The sequence below is a fragment of the Aeromicrobium sp. JP4 genome (assembly GCF_054957925.1).
The window spans coordinates 2,890,745-2,904,793 of record NZ_CM143290.1; the positions used below are offsets into that span (position 1 = coordinate 2,890,745).

Annotated in this window: 15 protein-coding genes; 6 read left to right on the forward strand and 9 right to left on the reverse strand. The window is 71.6% G+C overall.

The features are described 5' to 3' along the window. Positions 1-22: 22 nt before the first annotated feature. On the forward strand, positions 23-577 hold the full coding sequence (locus ACY1JX_RS14135; RefSeq protein ID WP_462564371.1) for a TetR/AcrR family transcriptional regulator: 555 nt from the start codon (positions 23-25) through the stop codon (positions 575-577). A 52-nt stretch (positions 578-629) separates the two neighbouring features. Here ACY1JX_RS14135 and ACY1JX_RS14140 read toward each other — a convergent pair whose 3' ends face one another. Beyond that, on the reverse strand, positions 630-1,340 hold the full coding sequence (locus tag ACY1JX_RS14140; RefSeq protein WP_462564372.1) for an alpha/beta fold hydrolase: 711 nt from the start codon (positions 1,338-1,340) through the stop codon (positions 630-632). A gap of 134 nt (positions 1,341-1,474) precedes the next feature. Between ACY1JX_RS14140 and ACY1JX_RS14145 the strand changes: the two genes are divergently transcribed. After that, entirely contained in the window at positions 1,475-1,951 is a 477-nt protein-coding gene (locus tag ACY1JX_RS14145; RefSeq protein WP_286929943.1) for a MarR family winged helix-turn-helix transcriptional regulator, read from the forward strand. A gap of 71 nt (positions 1,952-2,022) precedes the next feature. Here ACY1JX_RS14145 and ACY1JX_RS14150 read toward each other — a convergent pair whose 3' ends face one another. The 3 genes from ACY1JX_RS14150 to ACY1JX_RS14160 form a co-directional block, all read right to left on the reverse strand. Further along, on the reverse strand, positions 2,023-3,618 hold the full coding sequence (locus tag ACY1JX_RS14150; protein ID WP_462564373.1) for an MFS transporter: 1,596 nt from the start codon (positions 3,616-3,618) through the stop codon (positions 2,023-2,025). 31 nt (positions 3,619-3,649) lie between these two features. Continuing rightward, entirely contained in the window at positions 3,650-4,777 is a 1,128-nt protein-coding gene (ald, locus tag ACY1JX_RS14155; RefSeq protein WP_462564374.1) for an alanine dehydrogenase, read from the reverse strand. Between the two features lie 100 nt (positions 4,778-4,877). Beyond that, positions 4,878-5,219: a DUF1330 domain-containing protein gene (locus tag ACY1JX_RS14160; RefSeq protein ID WP_462564375.1), complete on the reverse strand. Its 342-nt coding sequence runs from the start codon at positions 5,217-5,219 to the stop codon at positions 4,878-4,880. A 109-nt stretch (positions 5,220-5,328) separates the two neighbouring features. Here ACY1JX_RS14160 and ACY1JX_RS14165 point away from each other — a divergent pair, with 109 nt between their 5' ends. Next, a complete protein-coding gene (locus tag ACY1JX_RS14165) occupies positions 5,329-6,081 on the forward strand; it encodes a helix-turn-helix domain-containing protein (protein ID WP_462564376.1) in 753 nt (250 codons plus the stop codon). Between the two features lie 7 nt (positions 6,082-6,088). On the opposite strand, the gene ACY1JX_RS14170 is transcribed toward ACY1JX_RS14165, so the two are convergent. Together ACY1JX_RS14170 and ACY1JX_RS14175 are read right to left on the reverse strand one after the other, a co-directional pair. Further along, a complete protein-coding gene (locus ACY1JX_RS14170) occupies positions 6,089-7,795 on the reverse strand; it encodes a CapA family protein (protein WP_462564377.1) in 1,707 nt (568 codons plus the stop codon). 55 nt (positions 7,796-7,850) lie between these two features. Continuing rightward, positions 7,851-8,576 (reverse strand): TetR/AcrR family transcriptional regulator, encoded by a 726-nt coding sequence (locus ACY1JX_RS14175; protein ID WP_462564378.1) that lies wholly within the window; start codon positions 8,574-8,576, stop codon positions 7,851-7,853. Between the two features lie 68 nt (positions 8,577-8,644). Between ACY1JX_RS14175 and ACY1JX_RS14180 the strand changes: the two genes are divergently transcribed. Then, positions 8,645-9,025 (forward strand): VOC family protein, encoded by a 381-nt coding sequence (locus tag ACY1JX_RS14180; protein ID WP_462564379.1) that lies wholly within the window; start codon positions 8,645-8,647, stop codon positions 9,023-9,025. A 34-nt stretch (positions 9,026-9,059) separates the two neighbouring features. Here the strand turns inward: ACY1JX_RS14180 and ACY1JX_RS14185 are convergent, their stop codons facing one another. Further along, complete coding sequence (locus ACY1JX_RS14185; protein ID WP_462564380.1) at positions 9,060-9,962, reverse strand: LysR substrate-binding domain-containing protein; 903 nt, start codon at positions 9,960-9,962, stop codon at positions 9,060-9,062. A 70-nt stretch (positions 9,963-10,032) separates the two neighbouring features. On the opposite strand from ACY1JX_RS14185, the gene ACY1JX_RS14190 reads away from it, so the two are divergent. Together ACY1JX_RS14190 and bluB are read left to right on the forward strand one after the other, a co-directional pair. Beyond that, a complete protein-coding gene (locus ACY1JX_RS14190) occupies positions 10,033-11,010 on the forward strand; it encodes a YeiH family protein (protein WP_462564381.1) in 978 nt (325 codons plus the stop codon). A 54-nt stretch (positions 11,011-11,064) separates the two neighbouring features. Further along, a complete protein-coding gene (gene bluB / locus ACY1JX_RS14195) occupies positions 11,065-11,697 on the forward strand; it encodes a 5,6-dimethylbenzimidazole synthase (protein WP_462564382.1) in 633 nt (210 codons plus the stop codon). On the opposite strand, the gene ACY1JX_RS14200 is transcribed toward bluB, so the two are convergent. Beyond that, positions 11,687-12,325, reverse strand: coding sequence for a DUF998 domain-containing protein (locus tag ACY1JX_RS14200; protein ID WP_462564383.1), 639 nt, complete (start codon positions 12,323-12,325; stop codon positions 11,687-11,689). The two genes, bluB and ACY1JX_RS14200, sit on opposite strands and share 11 nt — an antisense overlap. A gap of 27 nt (positions 12,326-12,352) precedes the next feature. Next, positions 12,353-14,020: an ABC1 kinase family protein gene (locus tag ACY1JX_RS14205; protein WP_462564384.1), complete on the reverse strand. Its 1,668-nt coding sequence runs from the start codon at positions 14,018-14,020 to the stop codon at positions 12,353-12,355. Between the last annotated feature and the right edge of the window lie 29 nt (positions 14,021-14,049).

Below are 14,049 nucleotides of genomic sequence, written 5' to 3' on the forward strand. Positions count from 1 at the left end.
ATACAGAACCTAGGATAGCCCCATGGCCCGACCCCGTACCCGCACGGATGCCCTGGCGAGCCAGATCCGCGACGCCGCGCTCGAGATCGTGAGGAGCGAGGGTCCGGGCGCCCTCACCACGCGTCACGTCGCCACGGTCGCCGGCACGAACATCGCGGCCCTCAACCAGCTCTTCGGCGGTCGTGAGGGGCTGGTCAACGCCGTGGCGCTCAAGGGCTTCGAACTGCTCGCGACCTCATTGCCCCAAGCCTCCGGCGACGTGCGCCGCGGACTGATGGAGTACGCCGAGGCCACCCGACGCTTCTCCCGTGCCGAGCCGGCGCTGACGGAGCTCATGTTCATGCGGCCTCTCGCGGGACCGATACCTCCCGGCCACGGTGCCTTGAAGTGCCGGCAGGTGGTCGTCGACATGCTCGGGTCCCCGGACGAGACGGGCGCCGTGGCGTTCGCCGCGCTGCTCGCAGGCCTCACCGTCCAGGAGCGCCACGGACTGCTCGGGCGGACGGAGGAGCAGCGGGACCGCGTGTGGCGGGCGGCCGTGGAGGTGTTCGCCTCGGGCGTGCTGCCCAGGGAATGAGCCCAGGCCCGGAGTCCGCGGACTCCGAGCCTGAGGCGTGGGCGGGGAAGGGTCAGACCAGTTCGGCCACGGCGGTGCGGGCGGCCTCGTCGATCGTGTCAGCGACGACGCCCGCCTGGGTGAGGAAGAGGGCATGGCTGGCCGAGACGTTGGTGATGCGGGCGCCGATCCGCGTCGCCATGTGCTGGAGCATGGCCTGGTCGAAGGCCTTGTCCTCGGTCGCGATGACGGCCCAGCTGGGGACGTCGTGCCACGCGGCCTTCGTGACGCGCGCCTCGAAGGAGGCCATGTTGATCGGGACCTGCGAGTCGGCCAGGAAGGCGGCGTCGGCGTCGCTCGTGTCGTGGGCGAAGCCGGCCTTGAACGCGGCGCGGTTGAGCCGTCCGAACCCGTCGTCGGCGACGTCGATGACGAACTCCGGAGTCGCGGCGAAGCCCTCGTACTGCTGGGCGCTGTTCTCGCCCGTGTCCGGGATGAGCGCCGAGACGTAGACGAGGCCCGCGACGTTCGGGTGCGTGCCCGCCTCGGTGATGACGGTGCCGCCCCAGGAGTGACCGACGAGGATCGCCGGGCCGTCCTGCTGGTCCAGGATCCGGGTGGTGGCCGCGACGTCGTCGGCGAACGAGGTCAGCGGGTTCTGGACGATCGAGACGCGGTAGCCGCGCTCCGTCAGGTTGTCGTACACGCCGCGCCACCCGGAGCCGTCGGCGAAGGCGCCGTGCACGAGGACCACGTTCTTGATCTGCGAGAGCTGTGCGTTCATGGGAGTGCCTGTTCTGTCGAATCGTGATAACGTTTATCGCGATAAGTAAAGACTGCTCCGACGTGCTCGACGAGTCAAGGGGTCGGCGAAGAAAAGTTTTCGCGGTTATGATTATCGCGATAGGAGGAGTTCACATGACTGCAGCGACCAGCGCTCCGGCCACTCCGCTGGAGGACCAGCTCTGCTACTCGATCTACTCGGCGGGGATGGCGATCCAGCGGATGTACAAGCCCCTGCTCGACGAGCTGGGACTGACGTATCCGCAGTACCTCGTGCTGAGCGTCCTGTGGCGCGAGGACGAGCAGACCGTCAGCGCCCTCGCCTCGAGCCTCGCGCTGGAGTCCAGCACCCTCACCCCGTTGCTGAAGCGCCTCGAGACCGGGGGACTGATCACGCGTCGGCGCAACCCCAGCAACGAGCGGCAGGTCATCGTCGCCCTCACGCCCCAGGGCGACGCGCTGCGTGAGCGGGCCGGATGCCTCGGCTCGGCGCTGCTCGAGAGCTCGGGACGCACCCCGCAGGAGCTGGCGCAGATCAACGAGCAGATCCGCACCCTGCGCGACACGATCTACGCGACCGCCGACGCCTGCAGCTGGGACGCACCGATCTGACGTTCGGGCCCGCTCCGGTCCTGCGGGCCTGCTGGTCCAGGGCCCAACGCCACCGACGGCGCGGCGGAGGGTCAGAAGTCCACGCCGCCGAGGTCCGTCGCGGGCCTGCGGTCCGGCAGCCGCAGCATCCGGAAGGAGTTGAGCAGCCCGAGCAGCCCGGCGACGAGGGGGACCAGGAGGGCGATCTGGAGCGAGAGGTTGCGGGCGTCGTCGTTGATGGCGACGACCTCGGCCTCGACGGCCGGGGGCTCGCCGGTGATCTGCTCGGCCAGCTGGGTGCTGCTCATGATCTCGGCGTCGTTCTCGAGGGCGGCGGCGATCTGCTGCTGCTGCGCCGCCGGGATGACCTCGCTGCTCTCGGTCATCTGGGTGAAGCTGATCGACAGGGCCGCGAGCATGAGGCCGCCGGCCATGGCCAGGCCGAAGGAGAGCCCGAAGGAGCCGGCCGCGGAGTTGACCCCGGCGGCCTCGCTGACTCGCTCCTCCTCGACGGGCGCGAGCGTGTAGTTGTTGAGCTGCGACACGAGCAGGCCCAGGCCGCACCCCGTGATGGCCAGGGGGACGACGAGGTACCAGCCGCTGTCCACCCGGGGGACGAACGGGATGATGATCGCGATCCCCAGGCTGGTCAACACGAAGCCGTCGCGGATGATCGCGGCCGGCCGCCGGCCGCCGGCCTTCCTGCCGGCCAGGACGGCCGCGACGAACATGGTCAGCGACAGGGGAGCCAGGGAGAGCCCGGCCTCGAGGGCGTCGTACTCGAGCGTCATCTGGAAGAACAGCGGCAAGGCGATCATCGCCCCGCCGAGCGCGACCTGCTGGAGCAGCTGACCCGAGACGCCGGCCGTGAAGTTCGGGTGCCGGAACAGGTCGGGGTCGAGCAGCGGGACCTTCTGCTCGCGCTTGCGCCGGACGAGCCACCGCGTGAGCACCGCGAGCGCGGCGGCCCCGACCACCATCAGCAGGCCGACGTACTCACCGCCCTCCTGCCAGACGAGGATGCCGAGGACGACCCCGCCCATGCCGACGACGGACAGGACGGCGCCGACCGGGTCCACCTGCCGTGAGCCGGTGTACGGAACGTCGCGGACCAGCCGGATCTGGCTCAGGACGACGCCGATGATGACGACCTCCAGCGCGAAGCCGACTCGCCACGAGAGGTAGGTCGTGACGAATCCGCCGAGGAGAGGGCCGATCGCGGCCGCGATGGCAGCCGCGGCACCGACCAGCGCGTACGCCTTCTTCTGCGCGGCGCCCGTGAAGTTGCCGTGGATCAGTGACTGCATGGCCGGCAGCAGCAGCGAGGCCCCCAGCCCCCCGATGATCGCCCAGAAGACGACGATCGAGGTGAGGCTCTGGGCGAGGGTCATCGCCAGGGCTCCCAGCGCGTACGCCGCGAGCCCGAGGACGTAGGCGCGCTTGCGGCCGATCAGGTCGCCGACCTTGCTGTTGATCAGGATGAACGCCGCCGAGACGAGTGCCTCGAGCGCGATGGCGGACTGCACCCCGCTGGCCGTGGTGTCCAGGTCGTCGATGACAGCGGAGATCGACACGTTCATCAAGGACGTGTCGACCACCAGGACGAACATCGCCGCCGCCAGCAGCAGCATCAGGCGGGTGCTTCCGGCGTGCTCGGCTTCGACGCCCTCGTCCGGACTCGTGCTCATCTCGGCATGCTGGCACGCGGGTGGTCCACCGTCAGGCCGACAGGACCTCCTCGACCGTGATCGCCGAGTGGCCCACGGCCGCGCCGACCGCGGCGTTCGTCAGCTTCCCGTCGTGGGTGTTGAGGCCCTGCGCCAGACCGGTGTCGGCTCGCATCGCCTCGGTCCAGCCGTGCTCGGCCAGGGCGATCGTGTAGGGCAGCGTCGCGTTCGTCAGGGCGTACGTCGACGTGTGGGGGACCGCCCCGGGCATGTTGGCCACGCAGTAGAAGATCGAGTCGTGGACGCCGAAGGTCGGATCGGCGTGCGTCGTCGGGCGCGAGTCCTCGAAGCAGCCCCCCTGGTCGATCGCGATGTCGACGAGGACCGACCCCGGCTTCATCCGCGACACCAGCTCGTTGCTGACCAGCTTCGGAGCCGCGGCGCCCGGCAGCAGCACCGCTCCGATGACCAGATCAGCGGCGAGCACCTGCTGCTCGATCGCGAGCCTCGACGAGGCGAGTCCGTGCACGCGGTTGTCGTACCTCCAGAAGCTCATCCTCAGCTTGTCGAGGTCGGTGTCCAGGAGGGTCACGTCGGCGCCCATGCCGAGGGCGATGTTCGCCGCGTTCTGCCCGGACACCCCGGCGCCGATGATGACCACCTTCGCGTTGGCGACACCACCGACCCCGCCGAGCAGCACCCCTCGGCCGCCCTCGGCCCTCATCAGCGCGTGCGCGCCGACCTGGGGCGCAAGGCATCCCGCCACCTCGCTCATGGGGTACAGCAGGGGGAGCCCGCCGTTCGCGCCGGTCACCGTCTCGTAGGCCACGGCGGTGACCTTCCGCGCGAGCAGCTCATCGGTCAGCGGTCGGTCGGCCGCCAGGTGCAGGTACGTGAAGAGCAGCTGACCCTCGCGCATGCGGTGGTACTCCTCGGCGACGGGCTCCTTGACCTTCAGTACGAGGTCCACGCCGCCATCGGTGCCCCACGCGGACTCCGCGTCGTCGACGATGGTCGCGCCGGCCGCGACGTAGTCGTCGTCGGCGATCGACGAGCCGACTCCGGCGCCGGTCTGGATGACGACCGAGTGGTCGCGGCTGGTCAGCTCGCGCACGCCCAGCGGGGTGATCGCCACCCGGTACTCGTGGTTCTTGATCTCCTGGGGAACACCGATCTTCACGGCCTCAGCCTCTCGTCGACGTGACACGGCTCACGCTACGCCGAGATCGGGTGATCCATGTCCCGGCGACCTCGAGGGCCGCCGTCGCATCCCGTCGGGCTCAGGCCAGCAGCGCGGCGAGCTTGTCCTTCGCCACGTGGCCCGGCTTCGTCCCCTCGACGATGCAGGCGATCGACGAGGAGTGCTCGGTGCGCAGCGGCAGGATCGCCTGGTAGCCCGGCGACTCGTACCAGTCCCGTGCCGCCCGGGCACTCGGGAACTCGATGATGACGAGATCGCCGTCCCACGTGCCCTCGGCTGCGGTCAGGGTGCCGCCGTGCACGATGAAACGGCCCTCGTAGGGCGCGAGGGTGTCGTCGATCCGCTCGAGGTACTCGATGATCTCGGGACCGAAGTCCACTTCGCGCAGGTAGGCGATGGCGTAGGCCTGGGTGGTGCTCATGATGTGCTCCGTTCGTCGGTGATGGGTCGATCCCACCCGACGCGCCGCCGGACGTCGATGACCTCGCAGGTCATGGCCGCGGTGCCCTCCCTTGGCTAGGTTGGCGCTCGTGAGCACCACCGCCGGCACCCTGATCCGTGAGTGGCGGCAGCGCCGCCGGCTCTCGCAGCTCGAGCTCGCGAACCGCGCCGAGGTGTCGGCCCGCCATCTCAGCTGGATCGAGACGGGCCGCAGTCGCCCGACGAGCACGATGGTGATGCGCCTGTGCGACCAGCTCGAGGTGCCGCTGCGCGAGCAGAACCAGGTGCTGCTGGCGGCGGGTCACGCGCCGGCCCATCCCGAGCGCGCGCTGGGCGACCCGTCGATGGCCGAGGCGAACCGTGCCCTCGAGGCGATCCTCGTGGCGCACCATCCCTACCCGGCGCTCGTGGTCGACCGCCGCTGGGAGCTGGTCGCCGCGAACGAGGCGACGTACGCGTTGCTCGCGGGAGTCGACGCGGACCTGCTCGAGCCGCCGGTGAACGTCATCCGGCTGTCCATCCATCCCCGCGGGCTGGGCGGCCGCATCGCCAACCTCGACGAGTGGCGGGCGCACCTCGCCGAGCGGCTGCACCGCGAGCACGCGGCGACGGGGGACCCGTTCCTCGCGGAGCTGTACGGCGAGGTCGTCGCCGGCGGCATCGCGCCGGTCGACTCGCCCGCCCTCGTCGTCCCCTTGCAGCTGCGGACCGAGGCTGGCGAGGTGCTCTCGTTCATCTCGACGACCACGGTCTTCGGGACCCCGCGGGAGGTGACGCTCTCCGAGCTCGCGATCGAGGCGTTCTACCCGGCCGACGAGCGGACGCGGCGCCTGCTGGGGTGAGGTCGCCTCACTCGGGTGCGGCGAAGTGCTGGAAGTCGGGCTCGGGCCAGCGCCCGCCCCACATCCAGCCGATCCGCTCGAAGGCGTTCACGACGACGTCGCCGTCGTGGATGACCCCGGGCGCGGTCTCGGCGCCGGGGGAGCGGTCGACGCCGGCGAACGGCGCCCCGGCGTCCGGCAGGACCTGACCGGAGGTGACGTAGGGGTTCTGCACCGGGTTGAGGTCCACGGCGTCGCCGAAGGCGTGGCGCGACCAGTTCGGCTGTCCGAGCACCCGCCGGCAGTTGAAGCCCGACGTGTTGTTGGCGGCCATCGACGCGTCGTCGTCACCGCCGTAGTCGCTGACCAGGCGCATCCGCTCGATGGGCCACCGCGCCTCGTAGAGCTCGCGGAAGACGGTGAGCAGGTCGTCCGCGTGATCGGCGTGCACGGCCAGCTCGCCCTCGCGGGCCCGGCCGTCGAAGCCCACGTGCGTCACCCGGACGTAGCGCAGCGAGTCCAATGGCACCGGGCACATGGCGGGGTCGTGGCTGCTCGCCATCCGGCTGGCCAGCGCGGCCCCGATCGGCTCGACGGAGCCCTCGAACGGCGGCAGCTCGGTGCCGGCCTCGACGGTGCCGTCGACGTCCACGGGCACGAGGCTGGTGCACGCGCGACGCGACTGCCAGCGCTCCTGCGCCGCGGCGGCCGCCGCCCCACGCAGTGCGCGGGCCGGGCCGCCCCGCTCCGGGACGAGGCCGGGCACCCACTCCTCGCCGACCAGCTCGTCGCCGCGGAACCGCAGTCGCAGGACCCCCGTGTCCGCGTTCCTGCCGTGGTACCAGTGGAGGTTGCCGAGCCCGTAGTTCACGTAGGTGTCGCCGAGCAGGCCGCTTCCGAGCAGCGTGTGCGAGTGGGAGCCCGTGACGACGTCGGCGCCCGCGTCCGCCAGTGACTTCGCGAGCGTCACCTGGTCTTCGGTCGCGCACGTCGCGCCCTCGGCGCCCCAGTGCAGCTGGACCACCACGAGGTCCGCGCGCTCGGCCACGGCGCGCACTTCGGCGAGCAGGCGGTCGGTGCGCGGGACGCGCGCCGCGGCGATGCCGCCCCAGGTCGGCCCGGCCGCCCAGACCGGGTCGCGGCTCTCGCGGGTGGACGCGTCGGCCGCGAGCACGGCGACGGTGACCCCCTTCACCTCGAATTCCTGCGGACGGAAGGCCTCGTCGGCATTCCGGCCGATGCCGACCACCCGGACGGGACCGCGCCGCCCGGCGCGGAGGGCGTCGCGCACGCCCACCCCGCCGTAGTCACCGGCGTGGTTGTTCGCCAGGGAGACGACGTCCACGCCTGACCGGGCCAGCACGTCCAGGGCCGCCGGAGGGCTCCGGAACCAGTAGCGCGCCGACGGGGTCTCCAACTCCTTGCGCGCGCGGGATCCCCGGGACGTGAGCGCGCTTTCGAGGTTGACGATCGCCAGGTCCGCCTCGCTGAGGGCGGCGGACAGCGGGCCGAGCGTGCTGTCGCCCCGGCTGACGGACCGGGCGAGGCGACCCTCGAAGTGGACGTCTCCGCCGAACGCCAGCGTCACCTCGGGTCGGGGCAGCGCGTCGGCCTCCTCCGCGAGGAGGGAGCCGCGCGCGGACGCGCCCTCGTCCGAGGTGGACGTCACCCACGCCGCGAGCGAGGCCGCGACGAGCAGCGCCAGCACGATGGCGGGCAGCGGCTCACGGCGCATGGGGGCACCTCCTGGGAAAGATCTCCCCTGGGGAAAGCATGCCACCGCAGCCGAATCAGGAGTCCTCGATGATCTCCGCCAGGCCGCCGATCACGCGGGTGAGGCCCCACTCCCACGCGCGGTGCGCGTCGTAGGGACCCTGCATGCTCTCGCCTGCGGCGCGGCCGACCCGCTGGGCCAGCGCGAGGTCCGTGCCGAGGTAGGTCGCGAGCGACGGGGCAGACCGCTCCCACTCCTCGGCCATGTTGACGGCTGCGGACGCCTGCGCCATGCGGGATGCCGTCGACCGGACGAAGTCGAGTACGAAGGCGAGCGCCGCGTCGCGGTCGAGGTCGTCGAGACCGGTGTCGTCGAACGCGTGCAGCTCGTGGTCGTACTTCGCGATCGTGCCGGGCCCCAGGGCCGTCCGCGGATCGTCGACCCCCAGCAGCCAGGGTCGCGCCCGCAGCAGCTCGAGATGGGCCTCGGCGACGCGTCGCACGCGAGTGCGCCACCGCGCGCGTCCGAACGCCGGCGGCTCCATCTCGGCGTGGGCGCGGTCGGCCATCAGCACGAGGAGGTCGTCGCGGCCGTTGACGTGCGTGTAGACCGACATCGTCGTCAGCCCGAGCGACTCCGCGACCGCCCGGATCGTCACGGCGGTCAGTCCGCCCTCGTCGGCCAGCGCCATCGCCTGCACGACGACGTCGCCGGTGGTGTGCGTCGCACGGGGGCCCCGACGGCGCGGCGGGGGAGCGAGCGGGCTGTCCCGCCACAGCAGGTCGATCAGGTCTCTCGGCATGGGGAATCGATTCAGCGTTCGGTGCGTTACCTTGTACGTTGTACAGAGTTTAACGCCGGGAGGCACCCATGAACATCACCCAGACCGCCGTGTCGCTCAACGTCCCCGACGTCGAGGCGTCCGCGGAGTTCGCGCGCACCCACTTCGGCTACACCGAGGCGATGTCCGCCGAGGGCTTCGTCTCGCTCCAGCACGCCGGCACCGGCTCGCACCTGATCTTCCTCGCCACGGGCCTGCCGACGTTCAAGCCTCGCGAGGCCGCGGGCTCCGCGGGTGACGGGCTGCTCCTGGTGTGCGTCGTCGACGGGCTCGATGCCGAGTTCCAGCGCATCGAGGCCGCCGGCGCCCGCGTGGTGACGCCACCCGAGACCGAGCCGTGGGGCGAGCGCTACTGCCAGTTCGCCGACCCGAACGGCATCATCTGGCAGCTCGTCGAGTGGGTCGCCTGACGGCGGCGCCCGCCCCCTGGCCGGTGTGCTGGTCCTAGGTCGTCTGTCGCCGGGTCGTCCCCGCGCGGGCGATGCGCAGCAGGGCGTCGGCCGAGTCCGGCAGGCGCCGCTCCATCAGCCAAATGGCGGTGAGCGGCCGCCAGAGATCGAGGTCGGTGGGGACCTCCACGAGCCGTCCGGTCTCGAGCTCGGAGGCGACGGCGCGCCGGGAGACGACGGCCGGGCCGACCCCCGCTCGCGCGGCACCGATCAGCGCCGTCGTGGAGTCGGCCTCCATCGCGAGCTGGGGCTCGAAGCGCAGCGCACGCTCGAACGTGCTGCGGGTGCCGCTGCCGGTCTCGCGCAGCACCCATGCCTCGTTCCGCAGTGCCTCGTGCGGGACGGGGGTGCTGCGCCGGGCCCACGGGTGGCGCGGGTCGACGACCACGGCCAGCTGGTCCGACCCGACGAGCCGGTGGGCGAGGTCGCGGGGGACCGCGGCGCTCTCGATGAATCCGACGTCCACCGTGCGCGAGCGGACGAGCTCGGCCACCTTCTCGCTGTTGACGACGTGGAGCCGGGGCCGGACGACCACGGATCGGCTGCGGAGCTCGCCGAGCCAGCGCGGCAGGATGAACTCGGCGATCGTCAGGCTCGCGGCCACCTCGAGCTCGGCGTGCCGCTCGTCGCTCAGGGCCGTGAGGGCGGCCCGCATGAGGTCGACCTCGTGCAGCACGGTGCGGGCCCACGAGACGATCGCGAGCCCGTCGGTCGTGAGGGCCGTTCCCCGCGGCGACCGGTCGGCGACCGTCACCCGCCAGCGAGCCTCGAACGCGCGGAGTCGGGCACTCGCGGCCGGCTGGCTGATGCCCCGGGCCTGGGCCGCCGCGCTGAGGCTGTTCAGCTCGGCGAGGTCCACCAGCAGGCGCAGGGTCTCCATGTCGACGTCGGGAGTCATCACCTTTGTTTATATCCCACGTCGATCGCGGGGTCTACCGCCGCGGACCGCACTCGGCGATGGTCGAGGTATGGCCCTCACCCTCGACGCCCGGACCTCGGGATACCGGCTCGCGCCGGCGCTCGTCGCGGCCGCCATCGCGGCCGGGGTGAACCTGTTGTTCCCCCTCGCGAGCCCGCTCCTGGTCGCGCTGGTGCTCGGCGTCGTCGTCACGAACACGCCTCTCGCCCGGCACCGGATCCTCCACGACCAGGAGCGGCTCACGAAGCTGCTGCTGCGCTGGGGCGTCGTCATGCTCGGCATCAAGCTGCCGATCGACGCGGTGTTCGGAATCGGGCTGGGTGGCGTCGCCGTGGTCATCGGCACCGTCCTGATCACGTACTACGGCACGCTCGCGATCGGCGCCCGGCTGCGCCTCGAGCCGCGTTTCGTGACCCTCATGGCGGCCGGCTTCTCGATCTGCGGTGCTGCCGCGATCGCGGCGGTCGCCGACACGGTGCGGGCCCGCCAGCGCGACGTGGCCCTGGCCGTGGCCCTGGTGACGGTCTTCGGATCGATCATGATCGCCCTCGTCCCGTGGGCCTCCCACCTGATCGGACTCGACGAGGCCCAGGCGGCCGTCTGGGCGGGCGCCAGCATCCACGAGGTGGCCCAGGTCGTCGCGGCAGGATCGGTCCTCGGCGGTGGAGCCGTGGCGCTGGCCACGACCGTGAAGCTCGGGCGGGTCGCGATGCTCGCGCCCATGTCGATCCTCGTGGCCCGCCGCTGCGCGGACGAGGGCTCGAGGAAGACGCCCCTGCTTCCGTGGTTCGTGGTGGGCTTCATCGCCGCCGTCGCGCTGCGGAGCATTGGTGTGCTGCCGGAGTCCGCGCTGACCGTGGCGGGCGTGGTGACCAACGTGCTCCTGGCGGCCGGCATGTTCGGTCTCGGCCTCGGGATCAGGATGCGGGAGCTGTGGCCCGTGCCCGCTCGCGCCCTGGTCCTGGCGACGCTCTCCACGGCCATCGCCGCGGGCTCCTCGCTCGCGCTCCTCGCGATCCTGGTCTGACGGACGCTCCGCGGGCTGCACCGATACCCTCGTCACGCACGAGAGGAGCGGCACGTGGTGAGGGACCTCTACGACGTGATCAATCGGCGCCGCGACACCCGCCGCGAGTTCACCGGTGAGCCGGTGGATCCGGAGGCGCTCCATCGGGTCCTGGCGGCGGCCCACTGCGCGCCGAGCGTGGGGATGAGCCAGCCGTGGGACTTCGTGCTCGTCCGGTCCCAGCGGACGCTCGAGGCGTTCCGCGACCATGTGGCACAGGAGCGTGAGGTGTTCGCCGGCTCGCTCGACGGCGAGCGAGCGGAGACCTTCGCCCGGATCAAGATTGAGGGGATCGTCGAATCAGGGCTGGGCGTGGTGGTGGGCTACGACCCCGACCGCGGCGGCTCCCACGTGTTGGGGCGCCATGCCATCGCAGATGCGGGACTCTACTCCGTGGTCTGCGCGATCGAGAACCTCTGGCTCGCGGCGACCGCCGAGGGCCTCGGCGTCGGGTGGGTGAGCTTCTACCGCGAGGAGTTCCTGGCCGACCTGGTCGGCTTCCCGGATCGCGTCCGACCCGTGGCCTGGCTGTGCGTCGGGGCGGTCGACGACCTCCCGGAGGTGCCTGACCTCGAGCGCTTCGGCTGGCGGCACCGGTCACCCCTCGACGAGGTGGTGCACGAGGAGACGTACCGGTTCAGGGCGTAGGCCAGCGCGTCCATGGTCCGGAGCGAAGCTCGGCGACGCCGAACGCGGCCAAGGCGATCACCACGGGCCACAGCGCGAGGCGCTCGAGCAGGCCCGCGTCACCTTCCCCGGCGAGGACGAATCCCACGGCGGCCGCAGCGGTGATCGCGCCGGTCGCGAACAGCAGGCGCGACAGGTGCGGTTGGTCTCCTCGGACCCGGGCGGCCAGCACCAGCAGCGCCGCCGGTTGGGCGATGAAGAGGGGAGTCGCGGCGATCGCGTGGGCGACGCCGGCCTGGTCCTGGGGCGTCAGGCCGGTCGCGATCGAGCTCAGTCCCGCGATCACCAGCAGTCCCGCCGCCCACGGCCCCAGGCGTCGCGCCAGCCACACCGCGCTCCCGGTCAGGAGGACGCCGAAGGCCACGAAGGATCCGTTCATCCACGCGTGCCGGGGGGAGCAGAAGTCAGGTGAGCAGCCGATCTCGCCGAGCCGGCTGACCGTGTCCGCGAGGAAGTCATAGCCTCCGATCGTCGCCGCCGCGACGAGGATCTCGGTGCCGATGTAGAGCGGCCGCACGACCAGTGCCAGGGCGCCCCAGCGCGCAGCGCGATCCGCGGCGAACCGGCGTGGGCGAGAGGCGGTCGGCATTCGCCCACCGTAGTCGGGCCACGCGCCTTAGGAAGGCGGCCCCGTCGGGTGCTGGGTGCGGGCGACCTTGCGGTCGGTCATGAGGATCCAGACGGCCAGGGCGATGCCGGAGCACACGGCGAAGAGGAACAGCAGCATCGCCAGACCGGGGTAACCCAGAAGCGTCCACTCCGACGGGACGCGCATCGTCAGGGCCGCGCCGAGGATCGTGGCGGCGATGATGATGCCGAGGGTGAGGCGGTTGGCGATCCGCTGCAGCACCATGTGCAGCCGCTGCTCGTCCATCGCGTCGACCTTGACCCGGAACTCTCCCTCGGCGAGGGCGTCCATGATCCGGTTGGCGCGCTTGGGCAGCTCCGCGACGAAGGTCTTCGACTCGATCGCGGCCGCGACGATCCCGCCCGGCGTCATGGTGAGCCCGGCGGTGAAGATGTCGCTGACGTTCTCGCGGATGGCCTCGGCGGGGGAGAAGCCCGGGTCGAGGTGCGACGTCGAGCGGTCGAGGTTCAGCAGGGCCTTGCCCACCATCGACATCTCGGCGGGCGGGCGCAGCCCGTGGGCACCGGACAACCGGCTCAGGTCGACCAGCACGGCTCCGACGGCGACGTCGGCGCCGCTCGCGATCGCTTCGGACACCAGGTGCGACACGTCGTCTCGGAAGGCGCCGGCGTCAAACCCGTCCAGCGGGTGTCCCATGCTCGCGAGGATCGAGGCGGTCTCCTCGCCGTCACCGTCGCTGATGGCCAGCAGCAGCTTGATGATGTCGTGCTGGACGCGCGGCGGCACGGACGCGGTCATGCCGAGGTCGAGCAGGGCCAGGCGGCCGTCGTCGGTGAGCAGCAGGTTCCCGGGGTGGGGATCGGCGTGCAGGATGCCGGCGTCGAGGATCATCCGCAGGTAGGCGCTGAACAGCTGCTCGACGATGGGCCGGGCATCGAGGTCGACCAGGCCCAGCTGGCCGATGTCGGTGACCTTGCGGCCCTTCACGAAGTCCATGGTCAGGACCTTCGAGGTGGTGTACGCCGGCACAGGCTGCGGGACGAGCAGCAGGTCGTACGCGGCGGTGAGCTCGCCGAAGGTGACGAGGTTGCGCGCCTCCCGGCGGTAGTCGAGCTCGCCGGCCAGGGAGCGGCGGAACTGGTCGAGCAGGCGGCCGAAGCCGAACCGGTGGCCGACCTCGGTGCGCTTGTCGGCCAGCCGCGCGAGCCGGCCGAGCACCTTCATGTCCTCGCGCACGACGTCGCGCACTCCCGGGCGCTGCACCTTCACCACGACCTCGCGGCCGTTGCGCAGCACCGCCCGGTGCACCTGGCCGAGGGAGGCCGCGGCCAGCGGCTCGGGGTCGAACTCGGTGAAGCGCTCCCGCAGCGTGGCGCCCAGCTCCGTCTCGACGACCTCGCGGACGGCCTCGAACTCGATCGGCTCGACCTCGTCCTGCAACCGCTCCAGCGCCGTCGTGTACGACGCGGGCAGGAGGTCGAAGCGCGTGGACAGCAGCTGGCCGAGCTTGATGAACGTCGGGCCCATCCGCTCGAGGTCGTCGGCGAAGGCCTCCGCGCGCTCGGCGTCGCCGAGGGGAGTCTCGTCGTCGATGTCGAACTCGTCGAGCTGGGCCCCGGCGAGGAGGTCGGACCTGCCGTGGCGTCGCACCAGCCGGGCCAGCGCGACGTACCGGTTGTCGTCCAGGATCGTCATGTCGCAAGCATGCCGGTAGTGGCCGGCGG

Coding starts and splice junctions, on each gene's coding strand:
- ACY1JX_RS14135 (WP_462564371.1), top strand. CDS start 23: ATGGCCCGACCCCGTACCCGCACGGATGCCCTGGCGAGCCAGATCCGC.
- ACY1JX_RS14140 (WP_462564372.1), bottom strand. CDS start 1,340: ATGAACGCACAGCTCTCGCAGATCAAGAACGTGGTCCTCGTGCACGGC.
- ACY1JX_RS14145 (WP_286929943.1), top strand. CDS start 1,475: ATGACTGCAGCGACCAGCGCTCCGGCCACTCCGCTGGAGGACCAGCTC.
- ACY1JX_RS14150 (WP_462564373.1), bottom strand. CDS start 3,618: ATGAGCACGAGTCCGGACGAGGGCGTCGAAGCCGAGCACGCCGGAAGC.
- ACY1JX_RS14160 (WP_462564375.1), bottom strand. CDS start 5,219: ATGAGCACCACCCAGGCCTACGCCATCGCCTACCTGCGCGAAGTGGAC.
- ACY1JX_RS14170 (WP_462564377.1), bottom strand. CDS start 7,795: ATGCGCCGTGAGCCGCTGCCCGCCATCGTGCTGGCGCTGCTCGTCGCG.
- ACY1JX_RS14175 (WP_462564378.1), bottom strand. CDS start 8,576: ATGCCGAGAGACCTGATCGACCTGCTGTGGCGGGACAGCCCGCTCGCT.
- ACY1JX_RS14180 (WP_462564379.1), top strand. CDS start 8,645: ATGAACATCACCCAGACCGCCGTGTCGCTCAACGTCCCCGACGTCGAG.
- ACY1JX_RS14185 (WP_462564380.1), bottom strand. CDS start 9,962: ATGACTCCCGACGTCGACATGGAGACCCTGCGCCTGCTGGTGGACCTC.
- ACY1JX_RS14190 (WP_462564381.1), top strand. CDS start 10,033: ATGGCCCTCACCCTCGACGCCCGGACCTCGGGATACCGGCTCGCGCCG.
- ACY1JX_RS14200 (WP_462564383.1), bottom strand. CDS start 12,325: ATGCCGACCGCCTCTCGCCCACGCCGGTTCGCCGCGGATCGCGCTGCG.
- ACY1JX_RS14205 (WP_462564384.1), bottom strand. CDS start 14,020: ATGACGATCCTGGACGACAACCGGTACGTCGCGCTGGCCCGGCTGGTG.